Here is a 23,251-nt window from a genome sequence, read left to right as displayed (position 1 = left end):
TCGCGTCTAAAAGCAGATTAAAATCAGATGGCGGCATGTTATCAGAAACCCCGCATGCACTCATCCCACATTGTCAGTTGCTGCTCAGGACCTGCTGATAAAGCGAAGTCAGCGCCTGCGCCAGCCGTTGTGGACCATAAGGTTCAATTTTGCGCCGCGCCGCGTCACCCATTCGTGAATCGACAGAAAGCGCCGGTAGTGCATTAATAGCCTGATTTAACCCCTTGATATCCAAGGCATCACAGACGAATCCTTCCTGACCAGCGGTAATAAATTCTGCGCCACCGCAGCCGGTGCTGGTAATCACCGGTAAGCCGCAGGCCATCGCCTCCAGCACCACATTAGGAAAAGGATCGTAGAGGGTGGGCAGCAGCAGGCCATCAGCTGCGTGATAGAACGGCTGCACATCCTGCTGTACGCCGACAAAGCGCAGCCGGTCCAGACAGTTAAGCTGATTTGCCAGCTGCTGATACCGTTGCAGTTGCTTATCCTGACCCACCACAATCAGATAACGGTCGCTGGCAGCCAGCGCCTGTATCGCCGCTTTCAACCCCTTGCGTTCAAAGCCGGAGCCAACATAAATCAGTACGGTCGCCGCATCAGGCAGCGCCAGCTGCTGACGGGTAGCGCGACGTGCTGCTTCCATGGCGGGCTGGAAACGGCTGGCGTCGATAGCATTATGAATAACGTGGATTTTTCCGGCGTCGAGCGAGAAACAGCGCAGGATATCGCGCTTTACCATCTCAGAATTACAGATCACCGCTTTCAGCGTCGGAGAGTTAAACATCTCCGCTTCCGCCTGCAGAACATAGCGATGATAAGGGCTGAGCACAGCACTCAGTCGTTGCCACGATGAGACGATGCGGGCGCGCTGTTCCAGCCAGACGCGATGAACACCATCACCCGCGCGAAAAATATCACAGCCCGCGATGCGCTCGTGGCTTTGCACAATATCGAACTTTTCGCGCTCCCAGCAGGCGCGTGCTGCACGGGCAAAACCGCGCTCACGGGATACCCGGCCCAGCTTTGCCGGATTACAGATATGCAGATGCCAGTCAGGATTCGGTGTGCCCTGCCAGCTGCGGGTAATGATGTTGAGATCGAGCTGCTCGCTGCCCAGCGCTTCCAGCGCGCGCGAGATAAAACGCTCGGCACCGCCATCCGGACGATATTTCTGCCGGACAATCGCCAGCCGTAACTTACTCATTCAGATAGCTCCTCGCTGCCGCGACCACATCCTTCACCGGAATGGCCGACAGATAACGCTGGTCTGTTTTGGTGTCGATGGAATCGGGTGAGGGCAGCGGGCCATAGTCACCCGCCCAGATGACATGATTGTTGTCGCCCCATGGCCGCCAGTGCTGCAGCTTGGTCGGGCCAAACAGCGCAATGCAGGGCGTTTCAAGTGCGGCGGCCATGTGCATTGGTGCAGAGTCGACACCAATAAACAGCCGGGCATGATCGATAAGCGCCGCCAGCTGCGGCAGAGTAAACTGACCGGCCAGCGAAACCACATCCGGCGACGCACACAGCGCCCGAATGCGGTTAATCATCGCCAGCTCCTGTTTGTCCGGCCCGGCGGTCAGCACCACCTTGCGGCCCGGCTGCGCCAGCTGATCGAGCGTGGCGGCAACACTCTCCTCTTCCCAGCATTTAAAGCCCCAGCGTGAGGTCGGCTGCACCACAATATAGGGCGCAGTGACATGATGTTCCGCCAGTCGTGTCAGCACAGTTTGCTGGTCAGCGTCGCTGTAGTGCATTGAGACACGTGCGCCGTTGCTGCTGATGCCGAGGGGTGCCAGCGCCGACATATTCTGCTCAACGGTATGCAGTTTGCTGTGATTATGTGTGGGGACCAGGCAGTTGTGACACCATCGCCACAGGACGTTATCGCGTTTTTTATAGGCAAAACCGATGCGAACGGGTGCCGCAGAGAACCGCGTAATCAGGGCTGCCCGCCACTGATCGGCCAGATTAATCACCAGATCATAATGGGCGGCACGTATGGCGCGAATTAATGCACGCTCATGGCCCAGCTTGCGCCAGGTACCCTCCTGCTTCCATTTACGATCGATGACGTGCAAATGGCGGATAGCCGGATGCGCTTCCAGCATCGGACGCGTCTCCTGATAGAGCAACACGTCGATGCTGGCCTGCGGATAAAGCTCATGAAGCGCATTGATGGCGGGCGTTGTGAGCAGCATGTCACCATGATGGCGCAGCTTAATCAGTAATATATTTTTTGGAGAGATGTTTGCTGGAGTCAGGCTGGCCATAAACAAGAGTTCTCAGAATTCAGTGAACCGATTGTAGGGCAAACCCTTTTTAGGATAAAGCCAGCCTCAAAGGTTATTTATCACGCCAGCGATAGAGTCGGGCCAGCCACAACAGCAACTGATACCACTGCTTAATTCCCCGGGCATTGCGTAACATGCGCAGGTGTGTCCGGGTGGCGAACAGCTCGGCAATGATTGCCTGGCGTGCGCGTGCGTCAGGCTCACGTCTTACACTGTGGCAAACGCTGAGCGCTTCATGAGTCACCTGATAGTGAAACGACGGGTAGATCTTCACGCGGTCACGATAGCGGTCATTGAGCTCTTCCAGCAGTCGCGCAATCTTCATGTAGTGGCGCTGATACTCAACGTTGCGCTCGCCGGTACGTTTGCGATTGCTGATTGAGGCGTCATGCATGTAGTAGCGATAGAGCACCGCTTCGGTATAACGCACGCGTTTTGCCAGCAGCATAAATTCAGTGGTCCAGGGAATGTCCTGATGATGCAGGCCGGGTTCAAACTGCAACTGGTGCTGCTCAATCAGTTCCCGGCGATAGATGCCCAGCCAGACCACATGCATATAACGATGGGTTTTCAGCGCGGTATTCAGCCAGTCGGCACCGCTCAGAACCGGCGTGCTGCGCAGGCGATCCAGCGGAATCAGCGGCTTTACCCGCTGGCTGTGTTTGAAAAACCACTCGGCGTTGCACTGTGCCGCATCCAGATTATCTGCTTCCGCCAGCGTCACCAGCGTCTGATACATATCGGGTTTCATGGTGTCATCTGCATCAGGGAAGGTGACATATTTCCCGCGGGCAATCGCCAGCCCGGCGTTACGGGCGCGCGAGACGCCGCCATTTTCCTGATGAATCACACGAATGTGAGAATGCTGCTGTGCATACTGATCGGCGCGCTCGCCTGAGCCATCGGTTGAACCGTCATCGACGATAATGATCTCAAGCAGAGTCAGCGTCTGCGCCAGCAGTGACTGCATGAACTCATCAAACATGCTGCCCGCGTTGTACATCGGGGTAATGATACTCAGCAGAGGAGAAGTACTCATGACAATATCTGCACCAGCATTGTATTCACTGCGAAAGGGCGTTGCCTCGTCATAAATCATTTCCAAATCAGCAGAGTGAAATCAGGGAGTTCACAATTATAAAACGATGTTGCATCCCTGCTTTACTAAAAACCACGCCCGACAATAATAATGCGCTATATGCGCTTTTTTTACGCAATGTGGCCGTGCAGGTAAACAGATGATTATGCTGGCTTGCTGTCAGCGTCGTTATTACAGAGGTCGTGGCAAACAGCTGGCGGGATAAATGGCGGGAAAGTCAGGCGCTGAAATAACAGCGCCCGCATCAATCTGATAAACCTGAGTGTGCTATTGCTCACTCTGCTTAAAAAACTTGAGACTGACATACTTCATCATCCAGCTCAGGCTTTCAGCATACTGTTTCTGATGCCACTTTACGCGGGCGAATCGCTTCATCTCTTTATAATGCTTTGGCGTATCAAGTGGTTGTGAAGCCCAGGGGGAGCGCTGGTAATAGCTGTAGTAGCGCTGGGAAAGATCGCTGCCAGCCCATGCATGCCAGGGTTTGCATTTACCGGTGTAGTGAATCATCACCGTCTCTTCAGGCACGCCCGAGTGATCCCAGACTTTATTGGCGATGATGTCGTAAATGTAGTTATAGCGGTCTGGCAGGATCAGGACCTCATCCTCCAGCACGATATTCAGCGCATCCTGATCGGGAAAACCAAACTCTGCGCCCCGCGTTACCAGCACGTCGGTAATGCGCGCGGTGGTCTGCCTTTCGAGCCAGCGTGGAATATTAATCAGCATAAAGCCGGAGTTGAAATAGTGGTGATGCTTCAGCCCCAGCCTTGCGCACTGGTTATGTCGCGCTCGCGGTGTGTCATTACAGGCCGCCAGCGTGTAATCAGTGATATCCAGCGTGAACAGGGGAGAGTAGTCGCCAACCACCAGGGTGTCAGCATCAATATAGATCACCCGATCGCTGTAGCTCGCCACGGTTTCCGGGATCAGGAAACGGTAGTGGATACTTTTGGGATAGCGTCCGACCGCAGGCAACTGATCAACCCAGGCACGGTTAAAGATATGCAGCGTGATCGCCAGACGATGGCCTTTGGCCAGCGATCGCAGTTTTTCCACATCCTCTTCGCAAAGCGAGTCTGAAAAAACATGGGCGTGGAAAGCGGTATCAGGATGATGGCTGAGAAGTGAAAACAACGTAATGCCCATGCCACGCGCGTAGGCGTAGTTGATGCCAAACGCAACATGAACCGGATTATCATCCGTGTCAGCAAGCGTGTTAACCAGCAGCTGACTTTGCTGAACGGCCTCAGCAAGAGGGGTAATTGCCATTACGCTTCACTATTCCAGATTATGAGTAATAAACGTTTGTATTCTAGTCAGTTTATCGTGATCCAGCCCGAATAATTTTTCAGCAGGCTGATCAAACTGAAAACGGGTGGCAAAAACGAACGTCGACGCAGCAATATTATCCGGTCCGATAAACAAAACGTTATTGACCGGGCGCTGTTCCCGGACTTCACACGGCCCGTAAAGCATGATCACCGGTATCTGCTGCGCATCCGCAATATAAGCATTGCCAGAGTCAGAGGAGATGTAGAAATCCATCTGTGCAATGGCCCACGGAACCTCTTCCAGTTTTAGCTCACCAATCAGACTGACGATATTGTCTTTCGGGCCGGTCAGGCTCAGTAACTCATCCAGCCACGGCTGCTCAGCCGGTGGGCCAAACACATAAAAGGTACAGGGCAGGTCAGCCAGCGACGCCATCAGCTGCTGCCAGATGCTGGCAGGAATGGTTTTAGCCCGGTTACCGGCAGAAATACTGATGCCAATTTTAATACCGCCGCGCGGATTAACCAGCGCGGCGGGCGGCGCAGGCGGCTGCCAGAGCGGAGAGGTCGCATGCTTGGGGAAATCGGTGTAGCGGTAGTCTCGATTAATCAGCTTCAGGTAGCTGTCGAGCGTTAAATCCGTTTTGGTGTGGTCGACAATACCGCTGGCGCTGCGATAGAAGGTCTTATGGTAGGACTTACGCACATAGGTGCGCAGAAACTGCTTGTTCGGTGCGTTGCAGAGCGCGGCGAAAAACAGGTTCACGCTGTTTGGCTGCACCAGATAGACGTTGTCATAGCGGTTCATCAGAGTGAACGCGAGCTTCAGTTTGGCAAAAAAGCTGCGCTTCGCCTCTTCAATCAGGAAATAGCGGCTGACCGTGTCATCATGACGCGCCAGCGGCTCCACCGCTTTGCTGATCAGCAACTCAGACTGACCCAGTGCGCGCAGCATCGGGGTGATATTAATAAAATCACCAATCTTTGCCGTCTGGATGATCAGGCTGCGTCCGGTTGGCCGGTAAAACAGCCGCATTATGGCCCGGAAAGGCAGCAGAAGCAGGTAGATCAGCACATAGTTCATGGCATGTTTTCCGTAATAACGGCCCGCAGTTTCTCTGCCACCGTGTCAGCAGTCAGCTCTGCCAGATTATGATTCGGGGCGCTCAGTGCCTGTTGGTTCTGCCCGTAACCGCCAATCAATCCAGGATCGGTCGGACCATACAGCGTGAGGTTGGGGCGATCCAGTGCCGCCGTCAGATGGCTCAATCCGGTATCCACTGAGACCACCGCGCGTGCGCCCGCCAGCTGTTGTGCTATCGCTTCCAGCGTCAGCTTAGGCAGCACATCGACATGCTCAAATCCTTCTGCAAGGCGCTGCGCACGCTGATGCTCATGTTCAGCACCCCAGGGCAATTTCACCCGCAACCCGCTGGGCTGCATCTGCTCAATCAGCTGTCGCCAGTGTGATTCCGGCCAGTGCTTGTTGTCACGCGTCGTGGCATGCAGAAAGATCAGGTAATGATGTGCGTCAGCGGGCAGATGATGCAGGAAGTGTCCGGCAATCGCGTAGTCACCCTGACTTTGCGGCTTTTCATAGCCCAGGCTTTTGGCGAACAGTTCGCGCGTCCGCTCAACCGCGTGCTGTCGCTTACTGACCTCATGGCGGATGTCATACCACCAGCTGGCGAACGGCTCACGCGCGCTACGGCTGTCCTGCCCATGTTTCACCCCTTTCGATAAGCGGGTGACCAGCGCGGCACTTTTGATCAGGCCCTGTGCATCAATCACGATATCGTACTCACGTGACTGTAACGCGCGCTTAAACAGCACGCGCTCTTCACGCTGCTGACTGCCAAACCAGTGTTTGCGCCAGCGGCGAATCGCGACCGGTAACACTTTATCTACTGCGGGATGCCAGCCAGGGATCTGTGCGAAATTCTCTTCCACTACCCAGTCGAAACGGATGCCGGGAATGGCATGCATTGCATCGGTCAGTGCCGGGAGCGAATGCAGCACATCGCCCATTGATGAAGTTTTAACAATCAGGACGTGCATGGCACCTCCTGTGGCGCGAGCAGTTCGCTCAGCGTCTGATGTACACGTTCAGGCTGAATATCGATCAGGCTCTGGTGATAGCCCTGTTCGGCATCGCCTTTGCGCACTTTGTGATAGCCGGTAATCAGGCGAATAATTCGCGCCTGCTTTGCCAGCGGCGGCGTAAAGTCAGGGCTGCTTGGTCCATAGAGCGCCACCAGTGGACGATCCAGCGCCGCGGCGATATGCATCAGGCCGGAGTCGTTGCTGACCACGGCACGGCATTGTGCCAGCAGAATCACCGCCTGTTCCAGCTGAGTTTCACCCGCCAGATTACGGCAGTGGCCACGCGCCTCTTCGGGCAGCGCAGCGATAATCTCTTCGCCGGTCGGGCGATCTTTGGCGGAGCCAAACAGCACGATCTGAAAGCCTTCAGCAATCAACTGGCGGGCCAGCGTGGCGTAGTGATAGTGCGGCCAGCGTTTGGCCGGACCAAATTCAGCGCCCGGACAAAAACCGATGACCGGACGGGTCGCGGCGAGCTGAAACTGTGCGGCCGTTTCAATTTTTTCCTGCTCTTCAACCTGCAGTTTTGGCCACAACAGCGGCTGTGGCAGCTGCGCCGCCGACGCAACAGGTGTGTCGTAGCCCAGCGCAACGTAGCGCTCAACCATCAGCGGAAACGCGGCTTTATCCAGCACGCGCAAATCATTCAGCAGGCCATAGCGCATTTCACCGCGCCAGCCGACGCGGCGTTTTATTCCGGCAAAGAAGGGGACCAGCGCCGACTTGAAAGAGTTAGGCAGCACATAAGCACGGTCGTAGTGACTGGCGCGCAGCACTTTGCCCAACCGGCGACGCTCACCGATTTCCAGTGCGCCATGCCCAAGCGGCATCGCCAGCGCCTGATTCACCTCCGGCATGCGTGACAACAACGGACGGCACCATGCAGGTGCCATCACGTCAATCACCGCATCGGGATGTTCGGCCTTGAGGGTGCGATAGAGACTTTGCGACATCATCATATCGCCGACCCACGACGGGCCGATTACCAGAATTTTCATCGCCGGAGCAGCTTCCTTTATGCGTTACGGTTCAGCCAGACCATATAGTCAGCGACGCCCTGCGCCACCGTTTTAAATGGCTTGTCGTAGCCAGCGGCACGCAATTTAGTGAGATCGGCCTGAGTATAGGCCTGGTACCGTCCTTTGAGCTTTTCCGGGAACGGGATGTACTCGATCTGACCTTTCTGGTGGAACTTCAGTACTGCGTCAGCCACTTCCTGGAAGGACTCGGCGCGGCCTGTGCCACAGTTATAAATCCCGGAGACGCCATTTTCCCAGCACCACAGGTTCACTTCCGCAACATCATCAACGTGGATGAAATCACGTTTAAAGCCGTCGCTGCCTTCAAACAGTTTTGGATTTTCATCGTTGCTGATCTGCGTGTTCAGATGGAAGGCCACGCTTGCCATGCTGCCCTTGTGGCCTTCACGCGGTCCATAGACGTTGAAATAGCGGAAGCCGCATACCGGCGAGTTCGCTTCCGGCAGCATCTGACGGACGTAATGGTCGAACAGCATCTTGGAGTAGCCATAAACATTAAGCGGCTGCTCATACTGACGCTCTTCAATGAAATTCTCATTGCGTCCGCCGTAGGTCGCTGCGGAAGAAGCGTAGAGGAACGGGATCTCGCGCTCAAGACAGAAGTGCAGCAGCTCTTTGGAGTACTGATAGTTGTTTTCCATCATGTACTTGCCATCCCACTCGGTGGTGGAGGAGCAGGCGCCCTGATGGAACACCGCTTCGATCGGGCCTAAATCATCGCCCGCCATCACGCTCATCAGGAACTCTTCTTTGTCCATGTAATCGACGATATCCAGGTCGACTAAATTGGCAAACTTGGTGCCATCCTTCAGATTATCCACCACCAGAATGTCGGTGTGACCGCGATCGTTCAGCGCTTTGACAATGTTGCTGCCAATCATTCCTGCGCCGCCAGTTACGATAATCATGTTGTTACCTTCAACGTTGTGGGGTGAAACAGGAGGTTTCACACACGAATACCTCACATCATAACATTTCATCAGGGTGCAGACAGCCAGATGACTCTGTAACGCTTTGTGCGTACATCCTTGCGGCGTGAACTATGCTGCAAAAATGACATTCTGTTGGGCGATTTATCGTGAAGAAGCGGCCTGTTCAGTAAGATATGCCAGATTTTTGCCATCTGAGGAGAGCAATGATGCCTGCGCAATTTTATCAACAACTTCGTCAGCAACTTGATGATGCACGTCAGGAAGGACTGTTTAAACAGGAGCGGATCATCACCTCTGCCCAGCAGACGGAGATCGCGGTTGGCGATAATCCGGCGGTGATTAACTTCTGCGCCAATAACTACTTAGGTTTAGCGAACCATCCGGCGCTGATTCAGGCGGCGAAAGAGGGGATGGATTCGCATGGTTTTGGCATGGCGTCGGTGCGCTTTATTTGCGGCACGCAGGATAGTCATAAGCAGCTGGAAAAGCGGCTGGCAGACTTTCTCGGCATGGAGGATGCCATTCTTTACTCCTCCTGTTTCGATGCCAATGGCGGCCTGTTTGAAACCCTGCTCGATGCGCAGGATGCCGTCATCTCTGATGCGCTGAACCACGCTTCCATCATCGATGGCGTCCGGCTGTGCAAAGCGCAGCGTTACCGCTATGCCAATAACGATATGGCGCAGCTGCGCGCCTGTCTGCAGGAAGCGCGCGATAAAGGCGCGCGTCATATTTTGATCGCCACCGATGGGGTCTTCTCAATGGATGGGGTGATTGCGAATCTGCCCGCTATCTGCGATCTGGCCGATGAGTTTTCTGCGCTGGTGATGGTGGATGATTCCCATGCGGTGGGCTTTGTCGGGAACGCCGGACGCGGAACCCATGAATATTGCGATGTGATGGGCCGGGTCGACATCATTACCGGCACGCTGGGTAAAGCGCTGGGTGGCGCCTCCGGTGGCTACACCGCAGCAAAAGCAGAAGTGGTGGAGTGGCTGCGCCAGCGTTCCCGTCCCTATCTGTTCTCTAACTCGCTGGCCCCGGCCATTGTTGCCGCCTCGCTGCGGGTGCTGGATCTGCTCAGCGAAGGCGACGGGCTGCGTCAACGTCTGTGGGACAACGCCCGTTACTTTCGGGAGCAGATGACGGCGGCGGGCTTTACGCTGGCGGGAGCCGATCACGCCATTATCCCGGTAATGCTGGGTGAAGCCAGCGTCGCCCAGGAGTTCGCCCGCCTGCTGCAACAGGAAGGCATCTACGTTACCGGCTTCTTCTATCCGGTGGTGCCAAAAGGACAGGCACGTATTCGCACCCAAATCTCTGCGGCGCATACCCAGCAACAGCTGGAACGTGCGGTGGCGGCCTTTACCCGTATCGGCAAACAACTGGGCGTTATCGCCTGAGGAGACCGTCATGAAAGCACTCGCCAAACTGAAGAAGGAAACGGGCATCTGGATGGTGACCGATGCGCCGGTTCCGGAACCGGGCCACAACGATTTGCTGATTAAGATTCGTAAAACCGCCATCTGCGGTACCGATGTCCATATCTACAACTGGGATGACTGGTCGCGCAAAACCATTCCGGTACCGATGATTGTCGGTCATGAATATGTGGGGGAAGTGGTTGCGATAGGACAGGAAGTGAAAGGCTTTAAGATTGGCGATCGGGTCTCGGGCGAGGGGCACATTACCTGCGGACATTGCCGCAATTGCCGTGCCGGGCGAACGCATTTATGCCGTAACACAATGGGTGTAGGTGTTAACCGCCAAGGCTGCTTTGCGGAGTATCTGGTTATCCCGGCCTTCAATGCGTTCAAAATTCCCGACAACATTTCCGATGAGCTGGCGGCAATCTTTGATCCGTTCGGCAACGCCGTGCATACCGCGCTATCGTTCGATCTGGTGGGTGAGGATGTGCTGATATCCGGCGCGGGTCCTATCGGCATCATGGCCGCCGCGGTCTGTCGCCATGTCGGCGCACGCAACGTGGTGATCACGGACATCAATGAGTATCGTCTGGCACTGGCGCGCAAAATGGGCGTCACGCGCGCGGTGAATGTGGCGAATGAGGATCTGCGAGACGTGATGCACTCGCTGGGCATGACAGAAGGATTCGATGTCGGGCTGGAGATGTCTGGTGCACCGCCTGCCTTCCGTTCATTGCTGGAGGTAATGAATCACGGGGGGCGGATTGCACTGCTGGGCATCCCGCCGGGTGAAATGGCGATCGACTGGAATCAGGTAATCTTCAAAGGGCTTTTTATCAAGGGCATTTATGGCCGGGAGATGTTTGAAACCTGGTATAAAATGGCGGCGCTGATCCAGTCCGGGCTTGATTTAACGCCGGTTATTACCCATCGCTATGGAATCGACGATTTCCAGCAGGGCTTTGATGAGATGCGTTCAGGACGCTCGGGAAAAGTGATACTGAGCTGGGATTAAAACAGCGGCCGCCAGAGCGGCCGTATGATTAGCTTTGTTTTTTCTCTTCATCGGTCAGGTAGCGCACTTTGCGCGTGTAGTCCTGGCCTTTAAAGTTCAGCGGCTGTTGCGGATCGGCGAGGTATTTTTGCCATTCCGACAGCGGAAAGCCGCCATGTGCGCCTACCACTTCAGGCGGGATCACCGCCGACTGACCGCCAATTTTCTTTGAGACCGGCCAGTTAGCCCATTCGCCCAGATTGACGGTTTTAATATCCAGCATGTCCAGCAATACCGCCAGCGGCAGCTGGTCAGTAGGCGGCTGGCTGTCGTTCATTAAATTCCAGGTATCATTAAACAGCGTCAGCCACAGCGGCGAAATGCGCTGCCAGACTTCACGGGTGGCGGCCAGGTAAGCCCCATTCACGTGATCCACCAGCCAGGGCCGGATACTGTGCGGGTAGTAGGCGGGAATCGCCTCTTCCGGCGCATCAGCCAGCTTGGCAATCATTTTCCCCTGACGAAAACTGGAATAGAGATGGCCGGGCTTCATCATGATCTCCGGCATCTTAAGCAGATTGAGGTCGGAATCGATCATCAGAATGCCGTCGCCTTTAGCCTGTAAGGGCGCCTGCAATTTAATCAAACGACTGCGATAGATCTGCTTGTAGCGATAACTCTCTTCCCGATGCGGGACATCCAGCGTAGCGACACGGGTTTTTACTGGCAGGCTGCCAAAGGCGTGAGCCGGCTGATCGCTGACAATTACAATCTCTTCAGCCTCTGTCGCAAAGCGCGCCGCAAAATCGGCACTGAGCAGGGCTTCTTCGATATAGTCCGCGCCGGTGCAGGGGATCACGACAGAAGTGACCGGTACAGTACCCTGAACCTCTTTATGCGAATAAGGCAGGTTATGACTCGCCCTGATATGGCGATAACGGGGATTTAAAAAATTAAGCATGAGGTTTCTTTTTCACGACGCTTTGTAAAATATTCTCGACGCCGCTGATATAAGTTTCAATAGCGTACTGTTCACGTACGCGTTTCGCTGCCGCATTGATCAGGCGTTGACGTAAATCCGCATCCTGCCACAGTGCGGTCAGATGCTGGGTCAGTTGCACCACGTTGCCATAATCAAACAGCAGCCCGGTTTCGTCATGACTGATCAATTCGGCAGTACCGACCACGCGGGATCCCACTACGGCGGTATTCACCAGCATCGCCTCCAGCACAACCCTTGGTAAACCCTCACTGCGTGAGGCAAGAATAAACGCATCAAAGGCAGTGAGGTAATCCAGCGCGTTGTTCTGAAAGCCGGTAAAGACCACGTGCTGCTGGATGTTCTCTGCGGTAGCGAGTTGCAGCAGATGCTGAAGTTCCGGACCCGCTCCGACCACCACCATCTTCCAGTCGGCATCAGGATTAGCGCGTTTAAAACGGCCCAGTGCCTGCAGAATATGGTGATTAGATTTACGCAATATCAGCGAGCCAATCGTGCCGAACACAAAGGTCGAAGGGGAGAGTTTAAAGCGCTGGCGTACTTCAAGGCGGTCGGGCAGAGGCTGGTGGATGTCGATAGCGTTATTGACGGTAAAACAGCGTTCCGCATCAACACCGTGGCTGCGCAGGGTGTTATTCACGCCCTGTGACACGGCAATGATCGCCTGGCAATCCTGATTGACCATGCTGACCAGCCGCGGTTCCAGAACCGGATCGATACGGCAGTGTTGCACTACCGCAACATCCAGGCTGCGCGCCGCCAGATAACCTTCCACATTGGTGCTGGGCTGGTTATTCATATAGAGCGTGTCAAACTTCCCCAGCTGCAGCAGTGAATTGATTTTGCTGGCATTGGGCATAATGCGCCAGTGTGTATCAATCTGATCGATGGCGCGCTTCTTGAGCTTCTTATTAAAAAACAGCAGTGCCCGCGCGACTTCTTTAACAAACTTTGCCCAGCGTGGCTGCCTGATTTGCGGAATAAAAAAGACCGGGATAGCCAGCGCATTCAGCGTGGCCTCAATGGTTTCGTCGTTGCCACGGCTGTAGTTGTGATAGAAGCAGCAGGTGATATCAAACTTTTGACGATCGATACGCTTCAACAGCTCCAGCATACTGTTGGTGCCGCCGCCCCACTCTCTGCCGTTATCCAGCAGCAGGATTTTTTGTTTAATAATCGTCATCCCTATCACTGTTCCTGCACAGCACGTTATCGCCCGACCGAGGATTATAGTAATTCCTGCGTATAAATGAACGCTAAGCTGAACACTTAGCATTCATAGCAAATTCAGAACAGATTTTTTAGCGTGTTAAACAGCGGGCTGTTATTCACACTTTCCGCTATTACCGTTAAGGCTCGGGTGGCAGGAACCGGCGCCAGCGGCTGTTTTGGTTTACACAGGTCTGCAGGCTGGAAGCGCGGTGTCGCCGGTTTTGCCGGTGCCACAGGCGTCCGTGAGCCGCTCTGGAGTGATTCGTTCAGCAACTGACTGGGGCGAACCAGCGTAACGTCGGCTGGCAATGTGGGTAACATCTGTTGCAGCACCCGTACGGTGTTAGGGTGGGGATGACCAATGGCAATGGCGTAACCGTCGCGCTGCGCCAGTTTCACCGCCCGACTGAACTGCTGGCGGATGGCATTAATATCCTGGCTGTCATCCAGAAATACCCGGCGTTTTAATACCCTGACCCGGGTGCCCTGTGCGGCAGGAACAGCCTGACTGTTAGCGATAGTCATGCTATCCAGAAAGTAGAGATTGTAGTGGTTCAGCGCCTGCATCACTTTCTGCATGCCGGGCAGGCTGGAGGTCATCCTGCTGCCCATATGGTTGTTCAGACCTACGGCATAAGGCACGTTGTTAACCGCATTGCGCATGATGCGGGTAACTTCTTCGCTACTCATCTCCGGCGTTAAGGTATCTTTTTCCAGCGGCTGTTTGCTCAGCGGCGCCATGGGCAGATGGATCAACACTTCGTGACCACTCTGGTGCGCTTTGGTGGCCATTTCACGGGCATGTGGCGCGTTGGGCAAAACCGCCACAGAAATGGCCTGCGGCATCTGCAGGACCTTGTTCTCTTCGGCAGGTCGATAGCCTACGTCATCGATGACAATGGCCAGTTTGCCCGCCTGCGCAGCGTAGCTGAACAGCAGGGCGCTCAACAGAACGGGGATTTTTCGAAGTTGCAGCAAAACCTATTTTCCTAACCACGGGAGTGGATTGACGGCCTGTCCCTGACGTCGGATTTCAAAATAGAGCGACGGGGTACCGCGGCCACCACTGGTGCCCACCAGTGCGATAGGCTGTCCTGCCTTCACCTGCGTACCCACGCTCACCAGCGCACTTTGGTTATAGCCATACAGGCTCATATCGCCTTTACCATGTTCCAGCACGACCACCAGGCCGTAACCCTGTAACCAGTCGGCCATCAGCACGCGGCCATCGGCGATAGCTTTCACCTCGGTACCTTCGCGCGCATCAATCACCAGTCCTTTCCAGCGCAGTTCACCCTGCAGCTGTTCACCAAAGCGATGTTCAATGCGTCCGCGTACCGGCCACAAGGCCTGCCCGCCGGCACGACCAAGTCCACCGGTGCGCGCCACCAGTTCGCGTTCGCTCTGGGTCGGCTGATAGCTGGAGCCTTTGGCTTTCGCCTGCGCCTGACGCTGACGCACTTTTTCCGCCTCACGCGCTTCACGGGCGGCGCGCTCGCGCGCCTCGCGTTCCGCACGGGCAATCTTATCCTGCAGACGGCTTTCGTTCTGACGCATCTCGACCAGATCGGCCTGATCTTTTTCCAGCGCGCTTTCCAGTTTCGTCAGGGTTTTTTTCCGCGCTTCGCTCGCCTGTTGCAGCTTCTGCTGCTGGCCCTGCTGCTGCGCTAATAAGCCTTTCTGCTGCTGTTGCTTCTGCTCCAGCGTGGCGCGTTGCTGAGCCAAATCCTGACGCGTCTGTTGCAGCGATTCGATATTTTTCTGGCGCGCAGCATTCAGATAGCCGAAATAGGCCAGAATACGCTCGCTGCGCTGGCTCTCTTCACCGCCCATCAACAGCTGTACACCGTTGTGCTTACCCTGACGAAACGCCGCATCAAGCTGCTCTGAAAGCAGGTTTTCCTGTTGGGTTTGCTGTTTTTCAAGGCGGGCGATGGAGGTGGCAAGCTGTTTGATTTCGTCATTCAGGGCGTTGAGGCTATTGCGGGTGTCACGCAACTGACGGCTCGCCTGAGCGATAATTTTTTCCTGGCTCTGCAACTGATCCAGTAATTTGCTGCGCTGAAGCTTTTGCGCTTTAACGCTTTTCTCTTTTTCAGCGATGTTTTGCTGAATAGATTGCAACTGAGATTTGCTGTCTTCTGCACTAACGGCGGCCGCAGGCAATAACAGTGCCCCCGCACAAAGCAGGCTAAGGGAGAGGCTGGACAAGTGTGTGAACAACGGCAGGTTATCGCCGTTGGGACGGGTCCTTGTGTGCGAAACGGTTGTTTTTCCCTTCATAGGCCAATGATTATTCCACGATGAACCGCCGCTTACCAGTGCTCCCCACTGGCATTTGCTTTTCCAGTTATGTCCACTTTCACAATGACATGGATTAAGCCTTACGCCATTTTTGCTATTCAGCCACTTTTTTTGGAAAATGAAGCACAAATCGATACTCTGGCCGCATAGCATCTGTACATGCGAAGTGGCGCAGGTATACTCAGAACCCTTGTTTTAGCTTATTAGCCCGGTCTGGAGTCGTTACCCCTCATGCAAGAAATTATGCAGTTTGCAAGCAATCACCCCATCCTGAGTCTGGCATGGGTCGTTTTACTCGTTCTGGTGATTGTGACTACCGTTAAAGGAATGTTCTCTAAGGTAAAAACGATCAGTCGCGGTGAAGCAACCCGCCTGATTAATAAAGAGGACGCGGTAGTTGTAGACGTGCGTTCGCGCGACGATTTCCGCAGAGGTCATATTTCAGGTGCGCTGAATGTCGCAGCCGCTGAGATTAAAAAAGGCAACATCGACGAACTGGCAAAGCATAAAGCGCAGCCCATAATTGTGGTGTGTGCAACCGGACAAAGCGCGGGTGATTCTGCTGCGCATCTCAGCGCGGCCGGCTTTGAGCGGGTTTCAGTGCTGAAAGATGGTATCAGTGGCTGGAGCGGCGAAAATCTGCCGTTAGTTCGCGGCAAATAATCTTACAGAGGTGCTGATCATGGCAAATGTTGAAGTGTATACCAAGGCGACTTGCCCTTACTGCCATCGGGCGAAGGCGCTGTTAACGCAAAAAGGCGTATCGTTTCAGGAGATCCCCATTGATGGAGACATGGCGAAACGCGAAGAGATGATCAAGCGTAGCGGCCGCACCACCGTGCCTCAGATTTTTATTGATGCGCAGCACATTGGTGGCTGCGACGACTTATTCGCACTCGATAATCGCGAAGGTTTAGATCCCTTACTGCAGGCGTAATTTTACGCCGGACAATCTCATACATAGGATTTGGTCACATGTCAGAACATAACACCAACGAAATGCAATTCCAGATTCAGCGCGTATTCACCAAAGACATCTCTTTTGAAGCGCCAAATGCACCACAGGTTTTCCAGAAAGAGTGGGAACCGGACGTTAAACTGGATCTGGACACTGCATCTTCTCAGCTGGCTGACGAAGTTTACGAAGTGGTACTTCGTGTGACTGTAACCGCCACCGTGGGCGAAGAAACCGCTTTCCTGTGTGAAGTTCAGCAGGCCGGTATTTTCACCATCAGCGGTATCGAAGGAACGCAGATGGCACACTGCCTGGGCGCATACTGCCCGAACATCCTGTTCCCGTACGCACGCGAATGCATTACCAGCCTGGTATCACGTGGTACCTTCCCGCAGCTGAACCTGGCACCGGTTAACTTTGATGCGCTGTTCATGAACTACCTGCAGCAGCAGCAAGGTGAAGAAGGTGCTGAACCACATCAGGATGCCTGATGACAACTCACGCTTCGATTAGCGTCATCGGTGCCGGTTCATACGGCACCGCTTTGGCGATTACGCTGGCCCGCAACGGCCATCCGGTGCTGTTGTGGGGACATAACCCGGCGCATCTGGCGCAACTTCAGAGTGACCGCTGCAACACCGCTTTCCTGCCTGATGTCCCGTTCCCCGACAATCTTTCCCTTGAACCTGATCTGACCAAAGCTATTGCTGCCAGCCGCGATTTATTGGTTGTGGTGCCGAGTCATGTCTTTGGCGAGGTACTGCAGCAGATCAAGCCTCATCTGCGATCCGACTCGCGTATTGTCTGGGCGACCAAAGGGCTGGAAAAAGAGACCGGCCGTCTGCTGCAGGATGTGGCGCGGGAAATTGTCGGCGATGACATTCCGCTGGCTGTAATCTCCGGACCGACCTTTGCGAAAGAGCTGGCAGCCGGATTACCGACGGCTATCGCGCTGGCCGCAACGGATGCGCAGTTTGCTGAGGATCTGCAGCAGAAGCTGCACTGCGGTAAGAGCTTCCGCGTTTATAACAACCCTGACTTCATCGGCGTACAGCTGGGCGGCGCGGTAAAAAACGTGATTGCTATCGGTGCCGGGATCTCTGACGGGATTGGTTTTGGCGCGAATGCACGTACCGCACTGATCACCCGTGGTCTGGCTGAAATGAGCCGGCTGGGCGCCGCGCTGGGTGCCGATCCCACCACCTTTATGGGGATGGCGGGTCTGGGCGATCTGGTGCTGACCTGTACCGATAATCAGTCACGTAACCGTCGTTTTGGCATGATGCTGGGCCAGGGCGAGGATGTAGATAGCGCGCAACGCATTATCGGACAAGTTGTAGAAGGCTACAGAAACACCAAAGAAGTCAAAGCATTGGCTGCCCGTTTTGGTGTGGAAATGCCGATCACCGAGCAGATTTATCAGGTGCTGTATTGCGAAAAGCCGGCGAGAGATGCAGCATTGAGTCTGCTGGGACGAACAAGGAAGGACGAAAACAGCACTGGCTAACGCAGGACGCGTAGCATCATCACCTGCAGCGCCCATTCAGGCGCTTTTTTTATCGGGAGAAAACAGCAATGTCGTCTGATGAGTTAGAACTGGTCTGGAATAATATCAAAGCAGAAGCGCGCGCCCTGGCTGATTGTGAGCCAATGCTGGCCAGCTTCTTCCACGCGACATTGCTCAAGCATGAAAATCTCGGTAGTGCACTGAGTTATATGCTGGCCAACAAGCTGGCTAACCCGATTATGCCCGCCATCGCCATTCGTGAAATCGTTGAAGAAGCCTACCGTGAAGATCCGTCGATGATTATGTCAGCGGCGTACGATATTCAGGCGGTGCGCCAGCGTGACCCGGCAGTCGATAAATACTCCACGCCGCTGCTCTACCTCAAAGGTTTTCACGCCTTACAGGCCTACCGCATTGGCCACTGGCTGTGGAATGAAGGCCGGCGCGCGCTGGCGGTTTATCTGCAGAATGAAATCTCCGTCTCCTTTGCCGTCGATATTCATCCCGCCGCCAACATAGGCCACGGCATCATGCTCGACCATGCCACAGGCATTGTGATTGGTGAAACCGCCGTGGTTGAGAATGATGTCTCGATCCTGCAATCGGTTACGCTGGGCGGAACCGGCAAAACCAGCGGTGATCGTCACCCGAAAATCCGTGAAGGGGTGATGATTGGTGCCGGTGCGAAAGTCCTGGGCAATATTGAAGTTGGCAAGGGAGCCAAAATCGGTGCCGGATCCGTGGTGTTACAGCCCGTGCCGCCGCACACCACCGCAGCAGGCGTACCCGCGCGAATCGTTGGTAAGCCAGGCAGTGAAAAGCCGTCGATGGATATGGATCAGCACTTTAATGGCAGCCTGGCGGGTTTTCAGTTTGGCGACGGCATCTAGTCTTTAATCAGCGCGCCCGCATAATCAAGCTGGCGCCACGCTTCATAGACCACCACCGAAACGGCGTTCGACAAATTCATACTGCGGCTTTCCGCTTTCATCGGGATACGGATTTTCTGCTGAGCCGGTAGCGCCGCTAAGATCTCAGCCGGAAGTCCACGGCTCTCCGGGCCAAACAGCAGATAATCGCCAGCCTGGTACGCTACGGCACTGTGTGCGGGCGTACCTTTGGTCGTCAGCGCAAACAGACGCTCAGGCGACTCTGAGGCGATAAATGCCTGATAGTCGGCGTGGAATTTAATGGCAGTGAATTCGTGGTAATCCAGCCCGGCGCGGCGTAAACGCTTGTCATCCCAGGCAAAACCAAGCGGCTGAATCAGATGAAGCTGAAAGCCAGTATTGGCACACAGGCGGATGATATTGCCGGTATTCGGCGGAATTTCTGGTTCAAACAAGACAATGTTAAGCATAAGGCCCCCGATGACAGGGGCCGAAGCATAACAAATTATTGACGAGCGGAGGAGTAGAGCGGCAACCAGAGGGTCAGACGCAGGCCGCCCAATGGGCTGTCATCCGCTTTAACCCAGCCGCGATGTTGCTGCACTGCCGTTTCAACAATCGCCAGGCCAAGACCGGTGCCGCCGGATTCGCGATCGCGTGCTTCATCGGTACGGTAGAACGGCCGGAAAATCTGTTCACGATCTTCCGGACTCACGCCAGGACCATCGTCATCAACGTGTACCGTGATACCGGAAATATCGACGGAGAAGCTGACGCTGATATGGGTGTGTGAATAGCGCAGCGCATTGCGTACGATATTTTCCAGCGCACTCTCCAGCGCATGGGGATTACCATAAAGCGGCCACGGGCCAGGCGGATAGGGAATATCCATCTTCTTGCCCATCTGCTCCGCTTCGAAGCGGGCATCTTCCAGCACCCCATTCCACAACTGATTCGCCTTCATCGCTTCGCTGACCAGCGCATTTTTATGCTGGGTGCGCGACAGCACCAGCAGATCGTTAATCATGCCATCAAGACGCTGTGCTTCCATCTCAATGCGGCCCAGCTCTTTGCCTTCACCCTGGCGCCGACGCAGCAGCGCGGTAGCCAGTTGCAGACGGGTGAGCGGGGTACGAAGCTCATGACTGATATCCGATAACAGACGTTGCTGACCGGTCATCATCCGCTCCAGCGCACTGACCATCTGGTTAAAGCTGGAACCCGCCGCCAGAAACTCCTGTGGGCCCGATTCCAGTTCCGGATGCTGACGCAGGTTTCCGCTTGCGACTTCGTCGGCAGCATATTTCAGCTTACGTGCCGGACGAGCCAGGCTCCAGGCCAGCCAGAGCAGCAGTGGTGAGCTGATGAGCATGGTGACGATAAGCAGTAACAGGGGACGGTCAAACAGCAGATTGACGAAATCGAGCTGGGAACTGTTGGCGGGACGAATCATGTAAAGCTGGTAGTTATCTTCGCCATCCCGAACGGCGAAAGGCCCTACCAGCTCAACACGACCATATTTCTTCTTCTGCGGATGATCGGCATTGTCAGACTGGCCGATAAAATTGCGGATAACCTGCATTTCGTTATGTTGCGCGCCGATCACCCGACCTTCACTGGTCACTAACAGCAGCCGCTGACCCGGCGGTGCCCACTTCTCCACTGCCCGAAACAGACGACGCCACCACATCAGATCGTTAGGGGGATCCTGTGACAGCTCTGCTTCGACGTGTTGCTCAATCATGATGCCCTGCCGCTGTTCACTTTCCAGCAGCGAGGTCATCTGTCGTGAATCGAGCTTGGGCACCATTAGCACCAGCATCAACACCAGCGCCAGCGTCAACCAGAAGATGGCGAAGATACGGGTGGTCAGACTTCCAATCATGATGCCGAAACCATCAGATAGCCGCGGCCACGTAAGGTTTTGAACCAGGGATGGCCGTCACGGCGTTCAGGCAGCTTGCGACGTAGATTGGAGATATGCATATCAATAGCGCGGTCAAAAGGCGTCAGGCGTTTGCCCAGCACTTCCTGACTCAGATGCTCACGCGACACCACCTGGCCCAGATGCTGCGCCAGCAGATAGAGCAGGGTGAATTCCGTGCCGGTCAAATCCAGCGTGACATCATCGAAACTGGCCTCCTGACGGCCGGGATTGAGACGCAGGCAGTCCACTTCCAGCGTGGGCGAGCTATTGTCGTGTTGCTGCTGCTGTTCACTCCAGTTTGAGCGCCGCAGAATAGCGCGGATACGCGCCACCAGTTCACGATCGTTAAACGGCTTAGGCAGATAGTCATCTGCACCCAGTTCGAGGCCCAGTACGCGATCCAGCTCGCTGCCGCGCGCCGTTAGCATGATGACGGGGGTTTGATGTTGCTGACGCAGTTCTTTCAGGGTGTCGATACCGTTTTTCTTCGGCATCATGACATCAAGTAAAAGCAGATCAATTGAGTTATCGAGCAGGTTCAGCGCTTGTTCACCATCGCTGGCTACCACCACTTCAAACCCTTCCATTTCTAACAGTTCTTTTAAAAGCGAAGTTAATTCGCGATCGTCATCTACCAACAGGATTTTATTCATTTTTGTAGCCCTCCGCAGGCAAAATACCGTGTTCCTGGCGCACCTATCCATCGCTTTACGTAGTTTTACACCCCCTGACGGATGTTTGCAGCTGTCGCCGTACACTGGCTCTCGTTGAATCGCAAAACGGAACGAACTGGAGTACACGATGCGCAAATTAACCGCCGTCGTCCTTGCCTCAGCGATGGCTCTGAGTGTCGCCAGCGCAGGTGCTAAAGATGCGACGACGATTGACGAGATGCATCATGGCGGATTGCCGACAGGCAGTATGACGCAAAATCCGCAAAGCCACATGTTCGATGGCATCGAGCTGACTGAAGAGCAACGTCAGCAGATGCGTGACCTGATGCAACAGGCCCGACATGAGCGCCCGGTCGTCCATATTGACGATATCGCAGCACTACATGAGTTAGTGACTGCAGACCAGTTTAACGAAGCGGCCATCCGCGAGAAGGCGGAAGTGATCGCCAGAGTTCAGGTTGAACAGCAGGTCGAGATGGCGCGCGTACAGAATCAAATGTTTCAGCTGCTAACGCCAGCCCAGCAGTCGGCGTTACAACAGAATTACCAGCGGCGACTTAATGAGCTGCGACAGTTTTCGAATTTGCAGTCAGCGTCATCGCTGCAGGCAGTGAGTAGTACCAGCAGTAACCAGTAACATAGTATCCCTGTTTTCCTTGCCATAGACACATCCCTGTCTTCCCCCGCCATGATGGTGGGGGTTTTTTTTATCTGCCGTGTAACAACCTTCTATTATTAATCAGATGTTTAAGGATTTTATAAAGCGAGATCAAGCTTTATGAATTAATCCGAGTGTGGGCGACAGAGAGAGACTTATGGCTTCAGTTTTCCTGCGGGCAGGGTTAACATCATTTTTTTGAGAAGAGCCAGGCACTGAGTGCGCAGAAATGGTTCAGGAGTAGTGTGAATAACACGAGTGGTGGAAGTGTTTTATCACAGCTTCTGAGTTTAATGCAGGCTTAAGAAATGAGAATGCTGCTCCAATAATCCGTGCCAGCCTGATGCTCATTAAAGGAATTGTGCGTACCAATCATAAGTGCAGCAATATGCTACGAGTTCAGGTGTTATCTTTGCTTAGGATTGCAGAAAATTGAATGGATAAAGTAACGCTTGTCGCCGGTGCGTGGATGATGTGCGGCGGACCTTTTTCTACATTCTGACGGAGCGGATATGAATATCAGTCAGTTCTGGCTGCCTGATTGGATACATGTCGTTGAGATGTCTGAGTTGAAACGATTTTTTGTAAGGTTTGGCTCTGGCCTGCCGATAGTTTTGGGACTAAAGCAATTTAATTAAGGAGTGATTATGTCTGGGATGGTTTTTTGTCGTGGATGTGGCAAAGAAATTCATGAATCAGCCAGGGCTTGCCCTAATTGTGGTGCGACTCAATCAGGGTCAGGTCAGGGCAATAAGAACCGAATTGCTGCTGCTCTGCTGGCGCTTTTCCTTGGGGGGTTTGGGGTTCATAAATTTTACCTTGGAAAAATTGGTCAGGGATTTTTGTACCTGATTTTTTGCTGGACGTTCATTCCAGCTTTTATCGCTTTTATTGAATTCATTTTGTATCTTTGCCAGTCTGACGACGACTTCGCAAGGAAGTACGGTTAACTTGAAGC

Annotated in this window: 24 protein-coding genes; 9 read left to right on the top strand and 15 right to left on the bottom strand. The window is 54.3% G+C overall.

Features of this window, described 5'->3' with window-relative positions:
* Window positions 1-73: 73 nt before the first annotated feature.
* From EPG66_RS21130 to rfaD, 8 genes are all read right to left on the bottom strand, one after another.
* A complete protein-coding gene (locus EPG66_RS21130; RefSeq protein WP_182688011.1) occupies window positions 74-1,207 on the bottom strand; it encodes a glycosyltransferase family 4 protein in 1,134 nt (377 codons plus the stop codon).
* Entirely contained in the window at window positions 1,200-2,276 is a 1,077-nt protein-coding gene (rfaQ, locus tag EPG66_RS21125) for a putative lipopolysaccharide heptosyltransferase III (RefSeq protein ID WP_182688008.1), read from the bottom strand. Before rfaQ ends, EPG66_RS21130 begins: the two co-directional genes overlap by 8 nt.
* A gap of 73 nt (window positions 2,277-2,349) precedes the next feature.
* A complete protein-coding gene (locus EPG66_RS21120) occupies window positions 2,350-3,336 on the bottom strand; it encodes a glycosyltransferase (RefSeq protein ID WP_237164995.1) in 987 nt (328 codons plus the stop codon).
* A gap of 327 nt (window positions 3,337-3,663) precedes the next feature.
* On the bottom strand, window positions 3,664-4,668 hold the full coding sequence (locus tag EPG66_RS21115) for a glycosyltransferase family 8 protein (protein WP_115758615.1): 1,005 nt from the start codon (window positions 4,666-4,668) through the stop codon (window positions 3,664-3,666).
* A gap of 9 nt (window positions 4,669-4,677) precedes the next feature.
* The gene (locus EPG66_RS21110) at window positions 4,678-5,754 is read right to left on the bottom strand and encodes a glycosyltransferase family 9 protein (RefSeq protein WP_143991533.1); all 1,077 of its coding nucleotides are present in this window, start codon (window positions 5,752-5,754) and stop codon (window positions 4,678-4,680) included.
* A complete protein-coding gene (gene rfaC / locus EPG66_RS21105) occupies window positions 5,751-6,728 on the bottom strand; it encodes a lipopolysaccharide heptosyltransferase RfaC (protein ID WP_083070702.1) in 978 nt (325 codons plus the stop codon). Before rfaC ends, EPG66_RS21110 begins: the two co-directional genes overlap by 4 nt.
* Entirely contained in the window at window positions 6,716-7,771 is a 1,056-nt protein-coding gene (gene rfaF / locus EPG66_RS21100) for an ADP-heptose--LPS heptosyltransferase RfaF (protein WP_010258260.1), read from the bottom strand. Before rfaF ends, rfaC begins: the two co-directional genes overlap by 13 nt.
* Before the next feature lie 17 nt (window positions 7,772-7,788).
* On the bottom strand, window positions 7,789-8,721 hold the full coding sequence (gene rfaD / locus EPG66_RS21095) for an ADP-glyceromanno-heptose 6-epimerase (protein ID WP_010258257.1): 933 nt from the start codon (window positions 8,719-8,721) through the stop codon (window positions 7,789-7,791).
* A gap of 230 nt (window positions 8,722-8,951) precedes the next feature.
* Between rfaD and EPG66_RS21090 the strand changes: the two genes are divergently transcribed.
* Both EPG66_RS21090 and tdh read left to right on the top strand, forming a co-directional pair.
* A complete protein-coding gene (locus EPG66_RS21090) occupies window positions 8,952-10,148 on the top strand; it encodes a glycine C-acetyltransferase (RefSeq protein WP_010672085.1) in 1,197 nt (398 codons plus the stop codon).
* A gap of 10 nt (window positions 10,149-10,158) precedes the next feature.
* A complete protein-coding gene (tdh, locus tag EPG66_RS21085) occupies window positions 10,159-11,187 on the top strand; it encodes an L-threonine 3-dehydrogenase (protein WP_182688006.1) in 1,029 nt (342 codons plus the stop codon).
* 28 nt (window positions 11,188-11,215) lie between these two features.
* Here tdh and EPG66_RS21080 read toward each other — a convergent pair whose 3' ends face one another.
* The 4 genes from EPG66_RS21080 to envC form a co-directional block, all read right to left on the bottom strand.
* Window positions 11,216-12,127 (bottom strand): hypothetical protein, encoded by a 912-nt coding sequence (locus EPG66_RS21080; protein ID WP_039387216.1) that lies wholly within the window; start codon window positions 12,125-12,127, stop codon window positions 11,216-11,218.
* Entirely contained in the window at window positions 12,120-13,349 is a 1,230-nt protein-coding gene (locus tag EPG66_RS21075; protein WP_010258244.1) for a glycosyltransferase, read from the bottom strand. Before EPG66_RS21075 ends, EPG66_RS21080 begins: the two co-directional genes overlap by 8 nt.
* Window positions 13,350-13,453: 104 nt before the next feature.
* Window positions 13,454-14,356, bottom strand: coding sequence for a divergent polysaccharide deacetylase family protein (locus EPG66_RS21070; RefSeq protein WP_069025522.1), 903 nt, complete (start codon window positions 14,354-14,356; stop codon window positions 13,454-13,456).
* 3 nt (window positions 14,357-14,359) lie between these two features.
* Window positions 14,360-15,661 carry a murein hydrolase activator EnvC gene (gene envC / locus EPG66_RS21065; protein ID WP_064703044.1) on the bottom strand — a complete coding sequence of 434 codons (1,302 nt, stop codon included), beginning with the start codon at window positions 15,659-15,661 and terminating at the stop codon, window positions 14,360-14,362.
* A 252-nt stretch (window positions 15,662-15,913) separates the two neighbouring features.
* On the opposite strand from envC, the gene EPG66_RS21060 reads away from it, so the two are divergent.
* The 5 genes from EPG66_RS21060 to cysE all read left to right on the top strand — a co-directional run bounded on the left by EPG66_RS21060 (window position 15,914) and on the right by cysE (window position 19,034).
* Window positions 15,914-16,345, top strand: a complete 432-nt coding sequence (locus tag EPG66_RS21060; protein WP_010258234.1) for a rhodanese-like domain-containing protein — start codon at window positions 15,914-15,916, stop codon at window positions 16,343-16,345.
* Between the two features lie 19 nt (window positions 16,346-16,364).
* A complete protein-coding gene (grxC, locus tag EPG66_RS21055) occupies window positions 16,365-16,619 on the top strand; it encodes a glutaredoxin 3 (protein WP_010258231.1) in 255 nt (84 codons plus the stop codon).
* A gap of 38 nt (window positions 16,620-16,657) precedes the next feature.
* A complete protein-coding gene (gene secB / locus EPG66_RS21050; RefSeq protein ID WP_010258229.1) occupies window positions 16,658-17,128 on the top strand; it encodes a protein-export chaperone SecB in 471 nt (156 codons plus the stop codon).
* The gene (gpsA, locus tag EPG66_RS21045; protein ID WP_031591863.1) at window positions 17,128-18,144 is read left to right on the top strand and encodes an NAD(P)H-dependent glycerol-3-phosphate dehydrogenase; all 1,017 of its coding nucleotides are present in this window, start codon (window positions 17,128-17,130) and stop codon (window positions 18,142-18,144) included. The genes secB and gpsA overlap by 1 nt, the downstream gene beginning before the upstream one ends.
* Before the next feature lie 68 nt (window positions 18,145-18,212).
* A complete protein-coding gene (gene cysE / locus EPG66_RS21040) occupies window positions 18,213-19,034 on the top strand; it encodes a serine O-acetyltransferase (RefSeq protein ID WP_010258225.1) in 822 nt (273 codons plus the stop codon).
* Here cysE and trmL read toward each other — a convergent pair.
* Genes trmL through cpxR form a run of 3 tightly spaced genes read right to left on the bottom strand, consistent with a single transcriptional unit; the run spans window position 19,031 to window position 21,614 of the window.
* Complete coding sequence (trmL, locus tag EPG66_RS21035) at window positions 19,031-19,504, bottom strand: tRNA (uridine(34)/cytosine(34)/5-carboxymethylaminomethyluridine(34)-2'-O)-methyltransferase TrmL (protein ID WP_010258223.1); 474 nt, start codon at window positions 19,502-19,504, stop codon at window positions 19,031-19,033. The two genes, cysE and trmL, sit on opposite strands and share 4 nt — an antisense overlap.
* A 35-nt stretch (window positions 19,505-19,539) precedes the next feature.
* Window positions 19,540-20,919 carry an envelope stress sensor histidine kinase CpxA gene (gene cpxA, locus EPG66_RS21030; protein ID WP_010258221.1) on the bottom strand — a complete coding sequence of 460 codons (1,380 nt, stop codon included), beginning with the start codon at window positions 20,917-20,919 and terminating at the stop codon, window positions 19,540-19,542.
* A complete protein-coding gene (gene cpxR, locus EPG66_RS21025; protein WP_009088062.1) occupies window positions 20,916-21,614 on the bottom strand; it encodes an envelope stress response regulator transcription factor CpxR in 699 nt (232 codons plus the stop codon). The genes cpxA and cpxR overlap by 4 nt, the downstream gene beginning before the upstream one ends.
* Window positions 21,615-21,762: 148 nt before the next feature.
* On the opposite strand from cpxR, the gene cpxP reads away from it, so the two are divergent.
* Window positions 21,763-22,272: a cell-envelope stress modulator CpxP gene (gene cpxP, locus EPG66_RS21020; protein WP_010258214.1), complete on the top strand. Its 510-nt coding sequence runs from the start codon at window positions 21,763-21,765 to the stop codon at window positions 22,270-22,272.
* A 668-nt stretch (window positions 22,273-22,940) separates the two neighbouring features.
* The gene (locus EPG66_RS21015; RefSeq protein ID WP_031591859.1) at window positions 22,941-23,243 is read left to right on the top strand and encodes a TM2 domain-containing protein; all 303 of its coding nucleotides are present in this window, start codon (window positions 22,941-22,943) and stop codon (window positions 23,241-23,243) included.
* Window positions 23,244-23,251 lie beyond the last annotated feature (8 nt).

Source organism: Pantoea pleuroti (genome assembly GCF_014156615.1).
GTDB classification, from domain to species: Bacteria; Pseudomonadota; Gammaproteobacteria; order Enterobacterales; family Enterobacteriaceae; genus Pantoea; species Pantoea agglomerans.
The sequence above is the reverse complement of the archived record's forward strand: the minus strand, read 5'-3'. Positions and strand labels throughout refer to the sequence as shown.

Excerpts from the sequence above, each read along its gene's own strand:
- EPG66_RS21130 (WP_182688011.1), bottom strand. The coding sequence starts at position 1,207 with ATGAGTAAGTTACGGCTGGCGATTGTCCGGCAGAAATATCGTCCGGAT.
- rfaQ (WP_182688008.1), bottom strand. The coding sequence starts at position 2,276 with ATGGCCAGCCTGACTCCAGCAAACATCTCTCCAAAAAATATATTACTG.
- EPG66_RS21120 (WP_237164995.1), bottom strand. The coding sequence starts at position 3,336 with ATGAGTACTTCTCCTCTGCTGAGTATCATTACCCCGATGTACAACGCG.
- EPG66_RS21115 (WP_115758615.1), bottom strand. The coding sequence starts at position 4,668 with ATGGCAATTACCCCTCTTGCTGAGGCCGTTCAGCAAAGTCAGCTGCTG.
- EPG66_RS21110 (WP_143991533.1), bottom strand. The coding sequence starts at position 5,754 with ATGAACTATGTGCTGATCTACCTGCTTCTGCTGCCTTTCCGGGCCATA.
- rfaC (WP_083070702.1), bottom strand. The coding sequence starts at position 6,728 with ATGCACGTCCTGATTGTTAAAACTTCATCAATGGGCGATGTGCTGCAT.
- rfaF (WP_010258260.1), bottom strand. The coding sequence starts at position 7,771 with ATGAAAATTCTGGTAATCGGCCCGTCGTGGGTCGGCGATATGATGATG.
- rfaD (WP_010258257.1), bottom strand. The coding sequence starts at position 8,721 with ATGATTATCGTAACTGGCGGCGCAGGAATGATTGGCAGCAACATTGTC.
- EPG66_RS21090 (WP_010672085.1), top strand. The coding sequence starts at position 8,952 with ATGCCTGCGCAATTTTATCAACAACTTCGTCAGCAACTTGATGATGCA.
- tdh (WP_182688006.1), top strand. The coding sequence starts at position 10,159 with ATGAAAGCACTCGCCAAACTGAAGAAGGAAACGGGCATCTGGATGGTG.
- EPG66_RS21080 (WP_039387216.1), bottom strand. The coding sequence starts at position 12,127 with ATGCTTAATTTTTTAAATCCCCGTTATCGCCATATCAGGGCGAGTCAT.
- EPG66_RS21075 (WP_010258244.1), bottom strand. The coding sequence starts at position 13,349 with ATGACGATTATTAAACAAAAAATCCTGCTGCTGGATAACGGCAGAGAG.
- envC (WP_064703044.1), bottom strand. The coding sequence starts at position 15,661 with ATGAAGGGAAAAACAACCGTTTCGCACACAAGGACCCGTCCCAACGGC.
- EPG66_RS21060 (WP_010258234.1), top strand. The coding sequence starts at position 15,914 with ATGCAAGAAATTATGCAGTTTGCAAGCAATCACCCCATCCTGAGTCTG.
- grxC (WP_010258231.1), top strand. The coding sequence starts at position 16,365 with ATGGCAAATGTTGAAGTGTATACCAAGGCGACTTGCCCTTACTGCCAT.
- secB (WP_010258229.1), top strand. The coding sequence starts at position 16,658 with ATGTCAGAACATAACACCAACGAAATGCAATTCCAGATTCAGCGCGTA.
- gpsA (WP_031591863.1), top strand. The coding sequence starts at position 17,128 with ATGACAACTCACGCTTCGATTAGCGTCATCGGTGCCGGTTCATACGGC.
- cysE (WP_010258225.1), top strand. The coding sequence starts at position 18,213 with ATGTCGTCTGATGAGTTAGAACTGGTCTGGAATAATATCAAAGCAGAA.
- trmL (WP_010258223.1), bottom strand. The coding sequence starts at position 19,504 with ATGCTTAACATTGTCTTGTTTGAACCAGAAATTCCGCCGAATACCGGC.
- cpxA (WP_010258221.1), bottom strand. The coding sequence starts at position 20,919 with ATGATTGGAAGTCTGACCACCCGTATCTTCGCCATCTTCTGGTTGACG.
- cpxR (WP_009088062.1), bottom strand. The coding sequence starts at position 21,614 with ATGAATAAAATCCTGTTGGTAGATGACGATCGCGAATTAACTTCGCTT.
- cpxP (WP_010258214.1), top strand. The coding sequence starts at position 21,763 with ATGCGCAAATTAACCGCCGTCGTCCTTGCCTCAGCGATGGCTCTGAGT.
- EPG66_RS21015 (WP_031591859.1), top strand. The coding sequence starts at position 22,941 with ATGTCTGGGATGGTTTTTTGTCGTGGATGTGGCAAAGAAATTCATGAA.